Source organism: Streptomyces sp. NBC_00258, assembly GCF_036182465.1.
In the GTDB taxonomy this organism is placed as follows: Bacteria; Actinomycetota; Actinomycetes; order Streptomycetales; family Streptomycetaceae; genus Streptomyces.
On sequence record NZ_CP108081.1, the window covers coordinates 3,091,070 to 3,108,868 of the forward strand.

At 69.8% G+C, this 17,799-nt stretch carries 14 protein-coding genes; 3 read left to right on the top strand and 11 right to left on the bottom strand.

Annotated elements, in window-relative coordinates; genetic code table 11:
- Nucleotides 1-6 precede the first annotated feature (6 nt).
- From OG718_RS13925 to OG718_RS13955, 7 genes are all read right to left on the bottom strand, one after another.
- The gene (locus tag OG718_RS13925) at nucleotides 7-2,526 is read right to left on the bottom strand and encodes a PQQ-dependent sugar dehydrogenase (RefSeq protein ID WP_328844280.1); all 2,520 of its coding nucleotides are present in this window, start codon (nucleotides 2,524-2,526) and stop codon (nucleotides 7-9) included.
- Nucleotides 2,527-2,617: 91 nt separating this feature from the next.
- Nucleotides 2,618-3,622, bottom strand: coding sequence for a sugar phosphate isomerase/epimerase family protein (locus tag OG718_RS13930; RefSeq protein ID WP_055616778.1), 1,005 nt, complete (start codon nucleotides 3,620-3,622; stop codon nucleotides 2,618-2,620).
- Nucleotides 3,623-3,635: 13 nt separating this feature from the next.
- Nucleotides 3,636-4,856 carry a Gfo/Idh/MocA family protein gene (locus tag OG718_RS13935; protein ID WP_143640887.1) on the bottom strand — a complete coding sequence of 407 codons (1,221 nt, stop codon included), beginning with the start codon at nucleotides 4,854-4,856 and terminating at the stop codon, nucleotides 3,636-3,638.
- A 146-nt stretch (nucleotides 4,857-5,002) separates the two neighbouring features.
- Entirely contained in the window at nucleotides 5,003-6,040 is a 1,038-nt protein-coding gene (locus tag OG718_RS13940) for a substrate-binding domain-containing protein (RefSeq protein WP_143640888.1), read from the bottom strand.
- Between the two features lie 14 nt (nucleotides 6,041-6,054).
- Complete coding sequence (locus OG718_RS13945; protein WP_328844281.1) at nucleotides 6,055-7,074, bottom strand: ABC transporter permease; 1,020 nt, start codon at nucleotides 7,072-7,074, stop codon at nucleotides 6,055-6,057.
- Nucleotides 7,071-8,588, bottom strand: a complete 1,518-nt coding sequence (locus OG718_RS13950; protein WP_143640889.1) for a sugar ABC transporter ATP-binding protein — start codon at nucleotides 8,586-8,588, stop codon at nucleotides 7,071-7,073. Before OG718_RS13950 ends, OG718_RS13945 begins: the two co-directional genes overlap by 4 nt.
- Nucleotides 8,589-8,777: 189 nt before the next feature.
- Nucleotides 8,778-9,959 (bottom strand): ROK family transcriptional regulator, encoded by a 1,182-nt coding sequence (locus OG718_RS13955; RefSeq protein ID WP_143641044.1) that lies wholly within the window; start codon nucleotides 9,957-9,959, stop codon nucleotides 8,778-8,780.
- Nucleotides 9,960-10,187: 228 nt separating this feature from the next.
- On the opposite strand from OG718_RS13955, the gene OG718_RS13960 reads away from it, so the two are divergent.
- Nucleotides 10,188-11,012, top strand: a complete 825-nt coding sequence (locus OG718_RS13960) for an NAD(P)H-binding protein (RefSeq protein WP_143641045.1) — start codon at nucleotides 10,188-10,190, stop codon at nucleotides 11,010-11,012.
- A 106-nt stretch (nucleotides 11,013-11,118) separates the two neighbouring features.
- Here OG718_RS13960 and OG718_RS13965 read toward each other — a convergent pair whose 3' ends face one another.
- The 4 genes from OG718_RS13965 to OG718_RS13975 form a co-directional block, all read right to left on the bottom strand.
- On the bottom strand, nucleotides 11,119-11,796 hold the full coding sequence (locus OG718_RS13965; RefSeq protein ID WP_143640890.1) for a GntR family transcriptional regulator: 678 nt from the start codon (nucleotides 11,794-11,796) through the stop codon (nucleotides 11,119-11,121).
- 172 nt (nucleotides 11,797-11,968) lie between these two features.
- The gene (locus tag OG718_RS13970; RefSeq protein ID WP_143640891.1) at nucleotides 11,969-12,916 is read right to left on the bottom strand and encodes a beta-ketoacyl-ACP synthase III; all 948 of its coding nucleotides are present in this window, start codon (nucleotides 12,914-12,916) and stop codon (nucleotides 11,969-11,971) included.
- A 136-nt stretch (nucleotides 12,917-13,052) separates the two neighbouring features.
- The gene (locus OG718_RS54410; protein ID WP_435862588.1) at nucleotides 13,053-13,199 is read right to left on the bottom strand and encodes an MFS transporter small subunit; all 147 of its coding nucleotides are present in this window, start codon (nucleotides 13,197-13,199) and stop codon (nucleotides 13,053-13,055) included.
- Complete coding sequence (locus OG718_RS13975; RefSeq protein ID WP_143640892.1) at nucleotides 13,171-14,502, bottom strand: OFA family MFS transporter; 1,332 nt, start codon at nucleotides 14,500-14,502, stop codon at nucleotides 13,171-13,173. Before OG718_RS13975 ends, OG718_RS54410 begins: the two co-directional genes overlap by 29 nt.
- Before the next feature lie 352 nt (nucleotides 14,503-14,854).
- Between OG718_RS13975 and OG718_RS13980 the strand changes: the two genes are divergently transcribed.
- On the top strand, nucleotides 14,855-15,826 hold the full coding sequence (locus OG718_RS13980) for a 2-dehydropantoate 2-reductase (RefSeq protein WP_143640893.1): 972 nt from the start codon (nucleotides 14,855-14,857) through the stop codon (nucleotides 15,824-15,826).
- 43 nt (nucleotides 15,827-15,869) lie between these two features.
- The gene (locus OG718_RS13985) at nucleotides 15,870-17,795 is read left to right on the top strand and encodes a molybdopterin oxidoreductase family protein (protein ID WP_143640894.1); all 1,926 of its coding nucleotides are present in this window, start codon (nucleotides 15,870-15,872) and stop codon (nucleotides 17,793-17,795) included.
- Nucleotides 17,796-17,799: the final 4 nt, after the last annotated feature.

Sequence of the window (17,799 nt, forward strand, 5' to 3'; positions counted from 1 at the left end):
CCTCCCTCAGCGGGTTGTGAAGGTGAAGTCGTCCACGTCGTACAGGGATCCGGTACCGCTCCCCTTGAAGACGAGGTAGAGCGTGGTGGTGCCGCGCGGTGCCTTCGTCAGATTGGCGGTGACGTCCTGGAAGTTCTCCCAGCCGCCGGTCACCGGGACGGTCGCGGTGCCGAGCAGGCGGCCGGTGGGCGAACCCGCGCGGACCTCCAGCTTTCCGCCCGTACCGGCGGAGGCGATGCGCGCCGTGATCTTCGTGGCGTTGCTCAGGACGTACGGCTCGAAGGAGATCCAGTCGCGGTTGTTGATGTCACCGACGGTCCGTCCGCCGTGTGCGGTGGTCTTCGTCTGGATCGTGACGCCCTCCGACTTGCCGTAGTGCTCGGCCTGCCGGTGCCTGGGCTGGACGACGTTCTGGTCGTGCGTGGTGAGCGCCTCCTGGCCGCCGCCTCCGTTGTCGGTGTACTCCGCGTCGAAGACACCGAAGATGTTCGCGTCCTCGTCGTGGCCGCCGTCGGCGCTGGTCTGGATGGTGCCGGAGCAGCCGTTCGCGGTGGTCAGCGGGTGGCCGTGGCTGTCGTGACCGAGGACGAAGCTGACCTTGACCTTGGCGCAGTCGATCGACCTGCCGTCCTCCGGGTCGGTCACCTTGACCTTGAAGGGCACGGCGTCACCGAAGCTGAACAGCTGTCCGTCCTCGGGGAGTTGGAGGGTCACCTTCGGCGCGGTGTTGCCGACGACGATCCGTACGCTCGCGCTGCCGGTCCGCCCCGTGGCGTCCTTCGCGGTCAGCGTCGCCGTGTAGGTGCCGTTCCTCTTGTACGTGTACGTCGGGTTCGCCGAGGTCGACTTGCCGCCGTCGCCGAAGTCCCAGCTGTACGTGAGGGCGTCACCGTCGGCGTCCGTGGTGCCGGCGGAGGAGAACTTGACCTTCAGCTTCGCCTGTCCCGAGGTGCGGTCGGCCGCGGCCTGTGCCACGGGCGAGTGGCCGTCGGTCGCGTTCTCGATCCGGTACAGGGCCGAGTTCTCGTCACCGCCGAACCACGCGAGGCCGTAGTCGAGGACGTACAGCGCGCCGTCCGGGCCGAAGGCCATGTCCATCACCTGGGTGCCGGTCCACGGCACGTCGTTGATGGACTGCACGGTGCCGCTGTCGTCGGACGCGATCCGCTTGATCCAGCGGCGGCCGAACTCCCCGGCGAAGAAGTCCCCGTCGTACGCCTCGGGGAACTTGACGGGCGAGTCGAGTGAGGCGTCGTAGTCGTAGACCGGGCCGCCCATCGGGGACTCGGAGCCGGTACCGAACTCGGGTACGGATCCGCCGTCATAGGGGATCCACGCGGTCTGGGCCGGGGGCAGGTCCGTCAGACCGGTGTTGTTGGGCGAGGTGTTCTTGGGTGCGGAGCAGTCGAAGGAGGCCCCCGACGCGCCCGTGCCGAAGTCGTAGTCCACGTAGGCGTCGTTGTTGCCCGTGCAGTAGGGCCAGCCGAAGTTGCCGGGCTCGGTGACGCGGGCGAACTCGACCTGGCCGGCCGGGCCGCGCGCGGGATCGGCGGCACCGGCGTCCGGGCCGTAGTCGCCGACGTAGAGGATGCCGGTCTTCTTGTCGACGCTGAAGCGGAACGGGTTGCGGAAGCCCATCGCGTAGATCTCGGGCTTCGTCTTGTCCGTGCCGGGCGCGAAGAGGTTGCCGTCGGGGACCGCGTACGAGCCGTCGGCGTTCACCTTGATGCGCAGGATCTTGCCGCGCAGGTCGTTGGTGTTGCCGGAGGTGCGCTGCGCGTCGAAGACGGGGTTGCGGTTGGCGCGCTCGTCGATGGGCGAATAGCCGTCCGACTGGAACGGGTTGGAGTCGTCACCGGTCGACAGGTAGAGGTTCCCGGCAGCGTCGAAGTCGATGTCCCCGCCCACGTGGCAGCAGATGCCGCGGGTCGCCGGGACGTCGAGGATCTTCTTCTCGCTGGCGTTGTCGAGGGTGCCGTCCGCGTTCAGGACGAAGCGGGAGAGCCGGTTGACGCCGTCGAAGGGCGCGAAGTCGGCCGCGGTGCCCGTCTCGGGGGCGTCGCCCGCCGGGGTGTCGAGCGGCGGGGCGTAGTAGAGGTAGATGAAGCGGTTGTCGGCAAAGCCGGGGTCGACGCCGACGCCCTGCAGGCCTTCCTCGTCGTGCGAGTAGACGGTGAGCTTGCCCGCCAGCTTGGTGTTTCCGGCGCTGTCGGTGATCCGCAGTTCGCCGTCGCGCGAGGTGTGCAGGACCGAGCGGTCCGGGAGGACGGCCAGCGACATGGGCTCGCCGACCTCGGGCTCCCCCTTGGCGAGGGTGACCTGCTGGAAGTCCTCGGCGGCCGCGGGCGCGGCCGGCGCGGCGGCCGGGTCGGCGACGGCGGCGCCCGCCGGAGGCGTGGCCAGGGTGAGCGAGGCACCCGCGAGGAGCGCTCCGGTGAAGAGGGCGAGCGCCTTGCGCAGTCGCAGTCTCGGGCGTCGTCTGTGGCTCTCGGTTCTGGTGGTGCTTATGTGGTCGTTCCCGTGCACGGAGTGCCTCCAGAGTGGGGCTGGTTGTACATGCGGGTGCGATGCGCCGGGGTGCGCCGTCACCCCGGAACGAACTCTGTGAGGGGGGTGGCTAGTCGTTGCCGCCGAACGCCGCGTCGAAGGACGCCGTCGGAGGTTCGAAGTCGTAGGCCTTCAGCCGGGTGAGTGCCTCGGGTGCGCCCTGGAGGCGGTCCATGCCCGCGTCCTCCCACTCGACCGAGATGGGGCCCTTGTAGTCGATGGAGCGCAGCATCCGGAACACGTCCTCCCAGGGGACGTCGCCGTGGCCCGCGGAGACGAAGTCCCAGCCGCGACGCGGGTCGCCCCACGGCAGGTGGGAGCCGAGCCGTCCGTTGCGGCCGTCGAGGCGCTTGCGGGCCTCCTTGCAGTCCACGTGGTAGATCCGGTCGCGGAAGTCCCACAGGAAACCGACCGGGTCGAGGTCCTGCCAGACGAAGTGCGAGGGGTCGAAGTTCAGCCCGAAGGCCGGCCGGTGGTCAACGGCCTCCAGTGCGCGCTGGGTTGTCCAGTAGTCGTACGCGATCTCGCTCGGGTGGACCTCGTGCGCGAATCGCACGCCCTCGGTGTCGAAGACGTCGAGGATGGGGTTCCAGCGCATGGCGAAGTCCTCGTAGCCGCGCTCGATCATCGACTCGGGGGCGGGCGGGAACATCGCGACCAGGTGCCAGATCGCGGAGCCGGTGAAGCCGATGACGGTGTCGACGCCGAATGCGGCCGCGGCCCGTGCGGTGTCGGCGATCTCGGCCGCCGCCCGCTGCCGTACGCCCTCCGCCTCGCCGTCGCCCCAGATACGGGACGGCAGGATCGCCTGGTGGCGTTCGTCGATGATGGCGTCGCAGACGGCCTGGCCGACCAGGTGGTTGGAGATGGCCCAGCACTTGAGGCCGTACTTGTCGAGCAGTTCCCTGCGCGAGTCGAGGTAGGTGGAGTCCGCGAGGGCCTTGTCGACCTCGAAGTGGTCGCCCCAACAGGCGAGTTCGAGTCCTTCGTAGCCGAAGTCGCGGGCGAGCCGGCAGACCTCTTCGAGCGGCAGGTCGGCCCACTGGCCGGTGAACAGCGTGAAGTTGCGCGGCATGGACTGGCCTTCCTCAGCTCGCGATGGGGGTGTAGACGGAGTTCTTCTCGGCGCTCTCCTCGACCGCCGCCAGCACGCGCTGCACCTGCAGTCCGTCGGCGAAGGAGGGCAGCGGCTGTGCGCCGTCCGCGATCGCGTGCACCAGGTCGCGGGCCTGGTGGACGAAGGTGTGCTCGTAGCCGAGGCCGTGGCCCGGCGGCCACCAGGCCTCCAGATAGGGGTGGTCGGGTTCGGTGACGAGGATGCGGCGGAAGCCGGCGTGGGTGCCGGGCTCCGTGCCGTCGTGGTACGAGAGTTCGTTGAGGCGCTCCAGGTCGAAGGCCAACGATCCCTTCTCGCCGTTGAGTTCGATGCGCAGGGAGTTCTTGCGGCCGGTGGCGAACCGGGTGGCCTCGAAGGACGCGAGGGCACCCGAGGCGAACCGTCCGGTGAACAGGGCGGCGTCGTCGACCGTGACGGCCCCGACTTCGCTCCCCCCGGCCGCCGAGAGGCCGCTGGAGGCTCCGGACAACAGCGGCCGCTCCCGTACGAAGGTCTCGGTGAGCGCGGACACCCCCACGACCGGCTCGCCCGCCAGGTACTGGGCGAGGTCGACGATGTGGGCGCCGAGGTCGCCGAGCGCGCCGGACCCCGCCGTCTCCTTGCGCAGCCGCCAGGTGAGCGGGAACTCCCGGTCCACCAGCCAGTCCTGAAGGTATGTCACCCGGACGTGCCGCAGGGTGCCGAGGCGCCCCTCGGCGACCATCTGCCGGGCGAGTGAAGTGGCGGGCACCCGGCGGTAGTTGAAGCCGACCATCGCCACCTGGCCGCGCTCGGCGGCGGCCTGGGCGGCCTCGGCCATCGCCTCGGCCTCCTCGACCGTATTGGCGAGGGGCTTCTCGCACAGCACGTGCTTGCCGGCGGCGAGCGCGGCGACGGCGATCTCGGCGTGGCTGTCGCCGGGGGTGCAGATGTCGACCACGTCGACGTCCTCGCGGGAGATCAGCGCCCGCCAGTCGGTCTCGGCGGCCGCCCAGCCGAGCCGGTCGGCCGCCGCTCGTACGGCTCCCGCGTCACGGCCGCAGACGGCGGCGAGGACCGGTCGGCGTGGCAGGTCGAAGACACGGCCCACGGTGCGCCAGCCCTGTGAGTGGGCGGCGCCCATGAACGCGTATCCGACCATGCCCACGCCCAGGGGCGGCCTTCCGGCCGCTGCCCCGGCCTGTGCCTCGTCGGGCTGCTGCGGCTCTCCCATGCGGAGGTCCTCCTCTTCGTCGTGGCGCGGTGGGGGGTTGTCGTGCGGGGGCGCTCCGCTTGCTGCACGGTTGGAGACTGCGGGTCCGTTTTGGCTGGTCGCGCAGTTCCCCGCGCCCCTGACGGGCGCCCCAAAGGGGGCACGGCCTACTTGAAGCCGGTGGGCAGGTACGTCTTGACGTTCTCCTTGTCGACGACTGCCGAGTAGAGCGTCAGGGACGAGGGGATCTCGAACTCCGCGAGGCCGCCGATGCCCTTGCTCTGGCCGAGGGCTCGGGCGAGGTCGATCGCGGACGCGGCCATGGTGGGCGGGTAGAGGACGGTGGCCTTGAGGACGCTGTTGTCCGACTCGATGGCCTGCATGGCGGACAGGGCGCCCGCCCCGCCGACCATCAGGAAGTCGTCGCGTCCGGCCTGCTCGATGGCGCGCAGGGCGCCGACTCCCTGGTCGTCGTCGTGGTTCCACAGGGCGTCGAAGTTCGACTGGGCCTGCAGCAGCTGGGACATCTTGGCCTGTCCCGACTCGACGGTGAACTCGGCGGCCTGGCGGGCGACCTTCTTGATGTTCGGGTAGTTCTTGAGGGCCGCGTCGAAGCCCTGCGTGCGCTGCTTCGTCAGCTCCAGGTTGTCGAGGCCCGCGAGCTCGATGACCCGGGCGCCCTTCTTGTCCTTGAGCTGCTCGCCGATGTAGTGGCCGGCGTTGAGGCCCATGCCGTAGTTGTCGCCGCCTATCCAGCAGCGGTACGCCTGCGGGGAGTTGAAGATCCGGTCGAGGTTGACGACGGGGATGCCCGCGCGCATCGCCTGCAGGCCGACCTGGGTGAGCGCCTTGCCGTCGGCGGGCAGCACCACCAGGACGTCGACCTTCTTGTTGATCAGCGTTTCGATCTGGCCGATCTGCTGGGCGGTGTCGTTGGAGCCCTCCGTGATCTCCAGCGTCACGTCCTTGTACTTCTTGGCGCGGCTCTTGGCGTTGTCGTTGATCGCGTTGAGCCAGCCGTGGTCGGCCTGCGGTCCGGCGAAGCCGATGGTGACCTGCTTGCCGGGCTTGTCGTCGGCGGCGGGCTGGTCGTTGGAGGCCGGCTCGTCCTTGGAATCGTTGCTGGTGCAACCGGTGAGGAGGACACCGGCCGAGACGGCGGCGGTGCCGAAGAGCAGTCCTCTGCGGCTCGTGATCTCTGGCATGGTGAACCCTTTCCTCAGGTCGTGCTGGCGGTACGGCGCTGGACGAGCACGGCGGCGACGATGATCGCGCCCTTGGCGATCTGCTGGACGTCGCTCTGCAGGTTGTTCAGGGCGAAAATGTTGGTGATCGTGGTGAAGATCAGGACTCCGAGCACCGAGCCGACGATGGTGCCGCGCCCCCCGGTGAGCAGGGTGCCGCCGATGATCGCGGCGGCGATGGCGTCGAGTTCGTAGAGGTTGCCGTTGGTGTTCTGGCCCGAGCCGGACAGGATGATCAGCAGGAAGGCCGCGATGCCGCAGCACAGTCCGGACAGCAGGTAGAGGTAGAGGCGCTGGCGGCGTACGTCGATGCCGGCGAGCCGGGCCGCCTCCGCGTTGCCGCCGACGGCGACCGTGCGCCGGCCGAAGGTGGTGCGGTTGAGTACGAGCCAGCCGATGATCGTCACGACCGCGAACACCATGACGAGCGGCGGGACGCCGAGGATGTAGGAGTCGCGCTCGCCGAGGTCGAGGATGCCGTCGACGGTGACGACCTGGGTGTTGCCGTCGGTTATCTGGAGGGCGAGACCGCGGGCCGAGGCCAGCATGGCCAGTGTCGCGATGAACGGCACCATGGTGCCGTACGCGATCAGCACCCCGTTGACGAGGCCACAGCCGACGCCGACGATCACCGCCGTGAAGAAGATGCCGACGAAGCCGAAGTCCTGGGTGGCGACGGTCGTCGCCCACACCGAGGCGAGTGCGACGATCGCGCCGACGGACAGGTCGATGCCGCCGGAGATGATGACGAAGGTCATGCCGACCGTGACGACACCGATCACCGAGGCCTGGGTGAGGACGAGTTGGAGGTTGCGGGTGTCGAGGAACTCGTCGGGCTTGGTGATGCCTCCGATGAGGATCAGGGCGGCGAGCACACCCAGCAACGAGAGGGTACGGACGTCGGCACGGGCCACGACCGCCCGCCACGGACTGGGTTCCACCTGTGGTGACAGCTTCGGGATTTCGTCCCGGGGCGGGGACACGGGCTGCGTCATGACGCCGGGCTTCCTTCCATGACGAGGTCGAGTACGCGGTGTTCGTCGAGCTCCTGGGCCGGCGCCGTGTGCACGACCCGGCCTTCTCGGAGCACCAGGACGCGGTCGGCGAGGCCGAGGACCTCGGGTACTTCACTGGAGACCATGAGCACGGCCAGGCCTTCGTCGGCGAGGCGGCGGATGACGGCGTACAGCTCGGCGCGGGCGCCGACGTCGACGCCCCGGGTCGGTTCGTCGAGCAGCAGCACCCGGCAGCCGCGCAGCAGCCAGCGGGCCAGGACCGCCTTCTGCTGGTTGCCGCCGGAGAGGGTGCGCACGGGTGCGGACGGGTTGTCGGGGCGCAGTGACAGCTCGCGGGTCGCCTTCTGCGCAGCGTTCCGCTCGGCGCTCCGGTCGAGCCAGCCCCCGTACGAGAAGCGGGACATGGAGGACACCGACACGTTCCGGGTGACGGACTCCAGCATCAGCAGGGCCTGCGCCTTGCGCTCCTCGGGGGCGAGGCCGAGTCCGGCGCGGACGGCCGCGCGGACACTGCCGGGCTTCAACCGCTTGCCGTCCACGAGGACTTGACCGCTGCTCGGCTTCCTGGCGCCGTAGATGGTCTCCAGGATCTCGGAGCGGCCGGAGCCGACAAGTCCCGCGAGGCCGACGATCTCGCCGGGGCGCAGGGTGAGGTCGAGCGAGGCGAACTCACCGTCCCGTGCGAGGCCTTGGACCTCCAGCACCGGATCGGGCAGCGCCTGGTGCGTGGGCCGCTCCGGGAAGACGTACTCGACGTTCCGCCCGGTCATCAGCGCGACGACCTCGCGGGTGGGCGTCGACTTCGCCGGGAGTCCGCCCGCCACCGCCCGGCCGTCCTTGAGGACCGTGACCCGGTCGCCGATGCGGCGGATCTCCTCCAGCCGGTGCGAGATGTAGACGACTGCGACGCCCTCGGCCGTCAGGTCGCCGACGATGCGGAAGAGGTTGTCGACCTCGTCGGGGTCCAGGGCCGCGGACGGTTCGTCCATGACGATGAGGCGTACGTCGTGGGAGAGCGCCCGTGCCATGGAGACGATCTGCTGCTGGGCGGCCGACAAGTCGCCGACGAGCCGCGCGGGATCGATCTCCGAGTGCCCAAGTCGCTTGAGGAGAGCGCCAGTTGATGTCTTGGCGTCCTTGCCGCGCACGACGAAGCCGGCTGTCGTCGGTTCATGCCCGAGGTAGACGTTCTCGGCCACCGACAGGTGTTCCACCAGGTCGAGTTCCTGGTAGATGGTGGCGATGCCGAGGCGCATGGCGGCTATGGGTGAGCGCAGGGTGACCTTTTCGCCGCGCCAGGTGATCGCGCCGTCGTCCGGCTGGTGGGCGCCTGCCAGGACCTTGATGAGCGTGGACTTCCCCGCGCCGTTCTGGCCGAGCAGGCAGTGCACTTCGCCGGTCTGGACGTCGAGGTCGACGCCGTCGAGGGCCCGGACACCGGGGAACGACTTGGTGATGCCGGACATGGTGAGCAGGGGTGGTTCTGGAGCCATGACGGTTCCCCTCGGCGTGCGGGCCGGTCTCAGGGCAGGGCGGAATGAGGCAGGGCGAAGCAGCGTGTGTCGTGAGGTGTGGTGCGGGAGCGCCTCGGGAAGAGGCGCTGCTCTTGCGGCTCGTGGAGAGATGACGCTCTTGCGGCTCGTGAAGACGTGGTTGCGCTCTTGCGGCTCTGGAAGCAGGCGTTACGCGGGTGAGAAGAGGTGATCGCTGATGAGCCGGGCCGCGCCGATGACTCCGGCGGTGGGGCCCAACTCCCCCAGTACGATCGGGAGGTTGCCGGTCGCCAGGGGCAGCGACTGACGGTAGACCTGGGTGCGGATCGCGGCGAGCAGGGTGTGGCCGAGTCCGGTCACACCGCCGCCGATCACCACCAGGCCCGGATTGAAGAAGCTGACGAGTCCGGCGATGACCTGGCCGGTGCGGTTGCCGCCCTCGCGGATCAGATCGAGCGCGGTGGCATCACCCGCGGCGGCCGCGGCGGCGACGTCGACGGCGCTCAGGGCGCCCGCCGCCTCCAGTCGTGCCGCCAGTTCCTGGGAAAGCCCCTGCTGGGCGGCCTCCGTGGCGTCGCGGGCGAGCGCGGCGCCGCTGAAGTGGGCCTCCAGGCAGCCCCGGTTGCCACACGCGCACGGGCGGCCGTCCGGCACGGCCTGGATATGGCCGATGTCGCCCGCGCTGCCCGTCGTACCGCGGTAGACCTCACCGCCGACGACGATCCCGCAGCCGATACCGGTACCGATCTTGACGCAGAGGAAGTCGCCCACGGAACGGGCCACGCCCGCGTGCTGCTCCCCCATCGCCATCAGGTTCACGTCGTTGTCGACCATGACGGGGCAGCCGAGGTCCTGACTCAGTGCCTCCCGGACCGGGAACCCGTCCCAGCCCGGCATGATCGGCGGGGCGACCGGGACGCCCTCGGGGAAACGGACCGGGCCGGGTACGCCGATGCCGGCGCCGTCGAACCCCTCCGCGAGCCCCGAAGCCTTCAACTTCGCAGCCATGGCGAGCACTTGCTCGAAGACCGCGACCGGGCCCTCGCGCACGTCCATGGGCTGGTTGATGTGCCCCAGCACCTCCAACTCCGCGTTGGTGACGGCCACATCGACCGAGGTGGCGCCGATGTCGACGCCGAGGAAGCGCAGTGCGGGAGCGAGCCGGATGTTGTGGGAGCGGCGGCCGCCGCGCGAGGCGGCGAGTCCGTCGGCCACCACGAGGCCCGTTTCCAGCAGCCGTTCGACCTCGACGGCCAGTTTGGACCGTGAGAGGTCCACCTGATCGCCCAGCTGGGCCCGTGAGTTGGGGCCCTCGTCACGCAGCAGCCTGAGCAGCCGCGCCTGGTGGGCGTTTCCGGGTCGCGCCGTCATCCGTCTCACGAGCCCCTCCCCGCCTAATCGGCACCGCCGTCGTTGGCTTTCGAGGGGAACGTAGCAGTGGCTGCCGAACCTGGGAAGAAGTTGCGCACGATTTACCGACGACTTCTTCCACTCAGAGGACAAAGCGAGTTGGAGCGGTGGCCCCGCGCGGGACAACACAGCAGGATGGGCACCCTGTGCTCCGGGCTGCCGTGGCCCGGGGCGGGACAGGGGGAACTCATGATCCTGGTGACGGGTGCCACGGGGAACGTCGGCGCCGGTGTGGTGCGCGCGGTGGCCGCCGCGGGTGAGCCGGTGCGTGCGATGACCCGTTCGGGCAAGGGGGCCGGACTGCCCCGGGGCGCCGAGGGGGTGGCCGGCGATCTGAACCGCCCGGAGACCGTACGGGAGGCGCTCGACGGGGTGCGGGCCCTGTTCCTGATGCCCGGGTACGAGGGGCAGCGGGCCGTCCTCGCCGACGCGCGGGCGGCGGGTGTCGAGCGGGTCGTGATGCTCTCCGGCAAGTCGGCGGCGGTCGACGACGGCAACGCGGTCACCCGCTATCTGCGGGCGGCGGAGAACGGGGTACGCGAGTCCGGGCTCGCCTGGACCTTCCTGCGGCCCGTGAGCTTCATGTCGAACGCGGTGTCGCTCGCGGACCAGATACGCAAGGGCGACGAGGTGCGTGTGCCGTTCCCCGGTGTCCGTACGGCGGACATCGATCCGTACGACATAGCGCAGGTCGCCGCTCGGGCTCTCCTCTCGCCCGAACACGCGGGCCACGTCTACACCCTGACGGGCCCTCAGTCACTGCTGCCCGCCGACCGGATCGCCGTACTCGGCGAGGTGCTGGGCCGCGAGCTGCGTACCGTCGGCCTCACGGACGAGGAGACCCGCGAGGCACTGGGTGCCGCCTTCCCTGCTCCGTACGCCGAGGCGTTCCTCCGCTTCTTCGCCGACGGGATCCTGGACGAGTCCCAGGTCCTGCCCACGGTCGAGGAGGTCACGGGGCGACCGCCGCGCACGTTCAGGGAGTGGGCGACGGAACACACGGACGCGTTCTGACGGCGCCCCCGCAAGGGGCGCGGGGAACTGCGCGCCCAGCCACAACACACCCTCGGACGACACCGAACCTCCCGGACGCCCCCGGCACCCGGCGGAGCGCAAGCACTCAGTCGCGAGGACGGGCGTGGTAAGTCCGGCGGGTGTGCTCCGTGTGGGTGCGCATGACCTCGGTCGCGCGCTGTTCGTCGCGGGCCGCGATCGCGGCGATCAGGTCGCGGTGCTCGATCCAGGACTGGTGGCCGCGCTGCCTGGCGACCGGTGTGTAGTACCAGCGGACCCGCCGGTCGACCTGGGCGGCCAGCTCGGCGAGGACCGTGTTGCCCGCGAGCTCCATGACCTTCGCGTGGAAGCGTGCGTTCATCGCGACCGCCCCGTCCACGTCGTCGGCGCCGACCGCCTCCTCGCCCTGGGCGCACAGCTCCTCAAGTGCGGCGATGCCCGCCGTGCCCGTGTTGGCCGCCGCGAGCCGGGCGGCCTCGGCCTCCAACAGCGTGCGGACCGTGAGGAGTTGGTCCGCCTCGGCTTCCGTCGGCTCATGCACGAAGGCGCCCTGGGCGGGTCGCAGATCGACCCATCCTTCGGTGTTCAGCCGCTGCAGCGCCTCGCGCACGGGCTGCCGGGAGACCCCGAGATGCCCCGCCAACTCGCTCTCGACGAGATGCTGGCCGGGCTGCAGGGCGCGCGTCGTGATCAGTTCGAGCAGCGCTTCGTAGACACGGTCCCGGAGCGGTCCCGGCCGTTCGAGCTTGGGCACCGACCCCTGCGGCAGTCCGGTCGACAACATCGCGGTCCCCCTCCTGGGCAGCGGCGGCGTGCGCGCCGGCAGCACGGCAGCCTCAAAGCCAGTATCAATTGTCTTTCGTCTACAGTCTACGGCGCACAATGGCCAGGCCGGAGGGGAGTTGGCCTCGTCACACGCCCCTTTCGAGGGGCTCGCTCGCCGGAATACGTGCACGTCACGGGCAGCGGATGACCTGTCCCGCGTAGGAGAGGTTGCCGCCGAAGCCGAAGAGCAGGACCGGGTCGCCGGTGGAGATCTCGCCGCGTTCGACGAGCTTCGACAGGGCGATCGGGATGCTGGCGGCGGAGGTGTTGCCCGACTCGGTGACATCGCGCGCGACGACCGCGTTCACGGCGCCGATCTTCGCGGCGAGGGGCTCGATGATGCGCAGGTTGGCCTGGTGCAGCACGACCGCGGCGAGGTCCTCGGGGGTCAGGCCGGCGCGCTCGCAGGCCGCGCGCGCGAGGGACGGGAGCTTGGTGGTCGCCCAGCGGTAGACGCTCTGGCCCTCCTGCGCGAACCGCGAGGGGGTGCCCTCGATGCGTACCGCGTGTCCCATCTCGGGCACCGAGCCCCACAGCACGGGCCCGATGCCGGGCTCCTCGGCGGCCCCGGCGGCCTCGACGACCGCGGCCCCCGCCCCGTCCCCGACGAGCACACAGGTCGTACGGTCCGTCCAGTCGGCCACGTCGGACATCTTGTCGGCGCCGATGACCAGCACGCGGGTCGCGGCACCCGCGCGTACGGCGTGGTCGGCGGTGGCCAGGGCGTGCGTGAAGCCCGCGCAGACGACGTTGACGTCCATGGCGGCGGGCGACGGGACGCCGAGGCGGGCGGCGACCCGGGCGGCCATGTTCGGCGACTTGTCGACGGCGGTGGAGGTGGCCACCAGGACGAAGTCGATGTCGTCGGGGGCGAGGCCGGCGGCGGCCAGGGCCTTGGCCGCCGCGTGCGCGGCCAGCTCGTCGACCGGTTCGTCGGGTCCCGCGATGTGCCGCGTACGGATGCCCACCCGGCTCGTGATCCACTCGTCGCTGGTGTCGACCAGGTCCGCCAGGTCCTCGTTGGTGAGGATCCTGGCGGGCTGGTAGTGGCCGACAGCGGCGATGCGTGAGCCGTTCATGGGCGGTCCCCTTTGTTGCCTGGGTAACGGGACTCACCAGTCTGATCAGGTACTCACGGGTACGAGGGCACGTAATGCCACAGGATTGGTGTGCCACCCTTGTCGGCTTCTGTCAGGCCCTCGGACACCCGAACACCTACCCTGTGAACAATTGGGTGGCCTTCTGCACCAGCTCGTACAGACCATAGGCCAACGGCGCCCCCACCCAGAGCCAGGCGAAGGCGATCAGCGGGCGGCGGTCGGGCGTGACGCCCTCAGGCGGACTGCTGTCGCTCGGTGACATCGGAGGCCTCCCTCTGGGCGGGGATGTGATGGCGGACGTTGACCGGGCGGACGAGTTCGTTGGCGACGAAGCCGACCACCAGCAGCCCGATCATGATGATCAGTGACGTTCCGTAGAGGGACGCTCCGGATTTGCCGGCCTCCTCCTGCCGGTCCGCGATCCAGTTGACGATCAGCGGTCCGAGGACTCCGGCGGTCGACCAGGCGGTGAGCAGCCGTCCGTGGATCGCGCCGACCTGGTAGGTACCGAAGAGATCCTTCAGGTAGGCGGGGATGGTCGCGAAGCCGCCTCCGTAGAAGGAGAGGATCACCAGGGCGCAGCAGATGAACAGCGGCTTCGAGGAGTCCCCGGCCCAGGCGATGAGGGCGTACATCAGCGCGCCCACGCCCAGGTAGACGCGGTAGATGTTCTTGCGCCCGATCAGGTCGGACGTCGACGACCAGCCGATGCGGCCCGCCATGTTGGCCGCGGACAGGAGCGCGACGAATCCGGCCGCCGCCGACACCGAGACGGGTGTGGAGGTGTCCGAGAAGAAGTCCGTGATCATCGGGGCGGCCTTCTCCAGGATGCCGATGCCCGCGGTCACGTTCATACAGAGCACCACCCACAGGCACCAGAACTGCGGCGTGCGTATGGCGCTGTTCGCGGAGACCTGTACGCCTTCGAGTGGCGCCGGACCGCCGTCGGCCGCGGTCTTCGTGGGGCGCGGTACGCGGACCAGGAACACGCCGAGGGACATGAACGCGGCGTACGTCAGTCCGTGCACGAGGAAGGCCTGTGCGATGCCGGTGCTGTCGGAGCCGAAGGACTCCAGCATCTGCGCGGACCACGGCGAGGCGATGAGCGCGCCGCCGCCGAAGCCCATGATGGCGATGCCGGTGGCCATGCCGGGCCGGTCCGGGAACCACTTGATGAGCGTGGAGACGGGCGATATGTAGCCGATGCCCAGGCCTATGCCGCCGACGAAGCCGTAGCCGAAGACGATCAGCCAGTACTGCTCGGTGGCGGCGCCGAGCGCGGAGAGCAGGAAGCCCGACGAGAAGCAGATCAGGGCGACCGTCATCGCCCAGCGCGGCCCGTTGCGTTCGACGAGCGTGCCGCCGAACGCGGCGGACAGACCGAGCATCACGATGCCGAGCTGGAAGGGCAGGGCGCTCTGGGTGCCGCTGAGGTCGAGCGCGGACTCCAGGGACGGCTTGAACACGGACCAGGCGTAGGCCTGTCCGATGGAGAGGTGGACCGACAGGGCCGCGGGCGGGACCAGCCAGCGGCTCCAGCCCGGTGGGGCTACAGGGGGACTCATGATCCCGGACGATAGGAACCGGTCGGCCGGTTGGGAAGACGGCCACACGAACGCGTATGCCATATGCGGTGAACGGTATCCCGGACGCGACGAACGGTCGGTTCGGTCCGACGAACGGCATTCGGGAGCGGGACCCGGCCGAACTCGACTGCTCCACCAAGGGTGTTCGGGGCGCGACGCTCAGCGAACCCGGGAGCCGTGTTCGGTGATACCCGGCGGAGTCCCCGAGCGTGTTGCAGGTGCTGCGCGAACCCTTGCTGCTCCAACTCCCATACTGTAGACAATATTCAGTCGACATGGTTCAACGCTGTTCAGCGTCTCCTCGGTACCCTCGACCGAACGGAGCCCCCAAGTGAAAGTGGCAGTTCTCGGCGCCGGTGCGATCGGCGCCTACGTCGGTGCCGCGCTGCATCGCGCGGGTGCCGATGTGCACCTCATCGCCCGTGGACCGCATCTTGCGGCCATGAGGCAGCACGGAGTGCGAGTGCTCAGCCCGCGCGGCGACTTCACCGCTCGGACGCACGCCACCGACGACCCGGCCGAGGTCGGCCCGGTCGACTTCGTCCTCCTGGGCCTGAAGGCCAACTCGTACGCGGCGTGCGGGCCGCTCATCGAGCCTCTCCTGAGTGACACGACAGCGGTGATCGCCGCTCAGAACGGCATCCCCTGGTGGTACTTCCACCGGCACGGCGGCCCGCACGACGGCCACCGTGTCGAGAGCGTGGACCCGGGCGGCGCGGTCAGTGCGGTGATCGCGCCAGAACGGGCCATCGGCTGCGTCGTCTACGCGGCGACCGAGCTGGAAGGACCGGGAGTCGTCCGCCATCTGGAAGGCACCCGGTTCTCCATCGGGGAGCCCGACCGCTCGGTCTCGGTGCGCTGTGCGGCGTTCAGCGAGGCCATGGTCGCGGGCGGACTCAAGTGCCCCGTCGAGCCTGATCTGCGCAACGACATCTGGCTCAAGCTGCTCGGCAACATCTCCTTCAACCCCATCAGCGCCCTGGCCCGCGCGACCATGCGGCAGATGTGCCTGCACGGCGGTACGCGCCGGGTCATCGAGATCATGATGACCGAGACGCTCGCGGTCGCCGAGGCGCTGGGCTGTGAGGTGGGCGTCTCCATCGAACGGCGGCTGGCCGGCGCGGAGCGCGTCGGCGACCACCGCACCTCGACGCTCCAGGACCTGGAGCGCGGCAAACCGCTCGAACTCGACGTGCTGCTGGCCGCCGTCGTCGAACTCGCGGAGATCACCGACGTCCCGGTGCCCACGCTCCGCACCGTCCACGCCATCTCGGACCTCCTCGCACTGAGGACCGCCGCATGAGGACCTTCACGAGGACTCTCACGAGGACTTTGAGGAACGCCGTATGAGGAAGCGCGACCGAACTCCCAAGACATACACCCGACTTGAGTACCCGCTGGTCCGTGACTCCCGTGACGAGCCCTTCCGCAGGGCGAGTTGGGACGAGGCCCTGGACCGCGCCGCCCGGGGCCTCGGCGCGGCACGTGACGCGTTCGGCATGTTCTCCTGTGCCCGCGCGACCAACGAGATGAACTACGTGGCGCAGAAGTTCGCCCGCGTGGTCATGGGCACCAACAACGTCGACTCCTGCAACCGGACCTGCCACGCGCCCAGCGTGGCGGGCCTGTCGGCCGCCTTCGGCTCGGGCGGCGGCACCTCCTCGTACGCCGAGGTCGAGCACTCGGACCTCATCGTGATGTGGGGTTCCAACGCCCGTTTCGCGCACCCGATCTTCTTCCATCACGTGCTGAAGGGGATCAGGAACGGCGCCCGGATGTACGCGGTCGACCCGCGCCGCACTTCCACGGCCGAGTGGGCGGAGGGCTGGCTCGGGCTGAACGTCGGAACCGACATCCCGATGGCTCACGCGATCGGCCGCGAGATCATCCACTCGGGGCTGGCCAACGACGCGTTCATCGAGCGGGCGACCACCGGCTTCGAGGAGTACAGGCAGCTCGTCGAGCCCTGGACCCTCTCGCTCGCCGAGAAGGTGACGGGCGTACCGGCCGCCGCGATAAGGGAGTTGGCGCACGCCTACGCCCGCGCCGAGCGCGCCCAGCTGTGCTGGACACTCGGCATCACGGAGCACCACAACGGCACGGACAACGTCCGCGCGCTCATCAACCTGTCGCTCCTGACGGGCCACGTGGGGCGGTTCGGCTCGGGGCTGCAGCCCCTGCGCGGTCAGAACAACGTGCAGGGCGGCGGCGACATGGGCGCCATCCCGAACCGGCTGCCCGGCTTCCAGGACATCCTCGACCCGGACACCCGGCTCAAGTTCGAGTCCGCCTGGGACACCGTCATCCAGCCCCACTACGGGATGAACCTGACGGAGATGTTCGAGGCCATGGAGGAGGGCACGCTCAAGGCCGTCTACTGCATCGGGGAGAACCCGGCGCAGTCGGAGGCCGACAGCGAGCAGGCGGTACGGCGTATGCGTGCCCTCGACTTCCTCGTCGTCCAGGACATCTTCCTGACGAAGACGGCCGAGCTGGCGGACGTCGTCCTGCCCGCGACGGCCGGCTGGGCCGAGACCGAGGGCACGACCACCAACAGCGAGCGGCGGGTTCAGCGGGTGCGCCGGGCGGTGGTCCCGCCCGGTGAGGCCCGCGAGGACATCGACATCCTCTGCGACCTCGCTTCCCGAATGGGCCACGAGTGGAAGTACACGGACTCCGAGGCCGTCTGGAACGAGCTGCGGTCGGTGTCCCCCGACCACTTCGGGATGACGTACGAGCGGCTGGAGGAGCACCAGGGCATCCAGTGGCCGTGCCCGGAGACGGACCGGATCGAACCGACCTATCTGCACGGCAGGTTGTGGGCGTCCGACCCGGGTGAGCGCGGCCGGCTCGCGCCCTTCGGACTGGTCCAGCACGACCCGCCGGTCGACCTGACGGACGAGGAGTACCCGATCCGTCTGACCACCGGGCGGCGGCTCGACTCGTACAACACCGGGGTGCAGAGCGGCGGTTTCGCCTCGCCGCTGCGGCGCGGGGAGTACGTCGAGCTGTGCCCGGAGGACGCGGAGCGCTACGGCGTGGTGGTCGGCGAGGAGGTCCGGATCTCCTCGCGGCGCGGGGCGGTGGTCGCGCCGGTGTGGATCGACACCGCGCTGCGGCCCGGGCTCGCGTTCATGACCATGCACTTTCCCGACGAGGTGGACACCAACCAGCTGACGATCGAGGCCAACTGCCCGATCGCGGGGACGGCGGAGTTCAAGGCGTCGGCGATCCGGATCGAAAAGCTGCCGGTTGCGATTCAAGTGAGGTGACGTA

Excerpts from the sequence above, each read along its gene's own strand:
- OG718_RS13930 (WP_055616778.1), bottom strand. The coding sequence starts at position 3,622 with ATGCCGCGCAACTTCACGCTGTTCACCGGCCAGTGGGCCGACCTGCCG.
- OG718_RS13935 (WP_143640887.1), bottom strand. The coding sequence starts at position 4,856 with ATGGGAGAGCCGCAGCAGCCCGACGAGGCACAGGCCGGGGCAGCGGCC.
- OG718_RS13940 (WP_143640888.1), bottom strand. The coding sequence starts at position 6,040 with ATGCCAGAGATCACGAGCCGCAGAGGACTGCTCTTCGGCACCGCCGCC.
- OG718_RS13945 (WP_328844281.1), bottom strand. The coding sequence starts at position 7,074 with ATGACGCAGCCCGTGTCCCCGCCCCGGGACGAAATCCCGAAGCTGTCA.
- OG718_RS13950 (WP_143640889.1), bottom strand. The coding sequence starts at position 8,588 with ATGGCTCCAGAACCACCCCTGCTCACCATGTCCGGCATCACCAAGTCG.
- OG718_RS13955 (WP_143641044.1), bottom strand. The coding sequence starts at position 9,959 with ATGACGGCGCGACCCGGAAACGCCCACCAGGCGCGGCTGCTCAGGCTG.
- OG718_RS13960 (WP_143641045.1), top strand. The coding sequence starts at position 10,188 with ATGATCCTGGTGACGGGTGCCACGGGGAACGTCGGCGCCGGTGTGGTG.
- OG718_RS13965 (WP_143640890.1), bottom strand. The coding sequence starts at position 11,796 with ATGTTGTCGACCGGACTGCCGCAGGGGTCGGTGCCCAAGCTCGAACGG.
- OG718_RS13970 (WP_143640891.1), bottom strand. The coding sequence starts at position 12,916 with ATGAACGGCTCACGCATCGCCGCTGTCGGCCACTACCAGCCCGCCAGG.
- OG718_RS54410 (WP_435862588.1), bottom strand. The coding sequence starts at position 13,199 with ATGTCACCGAGCGACAGCAGTCCGCCTGAGGGCGTCACGCCCGACCGC.
- OG718_RS13975 (WP_143640892.1), bottom strand. The coding sequence starts at position 14,502 with ATGAGTCCCCCTGTAGCCCCACCGGGCTGGAGCCGCTGGCTGGTCCCG.
- OG718_RS13985 (WP_143640894.1), top strand. The coding sequence starts at position 15,870 with ATGAGGAAGCGCGACCGAACTCCCAAGACATACACCCGACTTGAGTAC.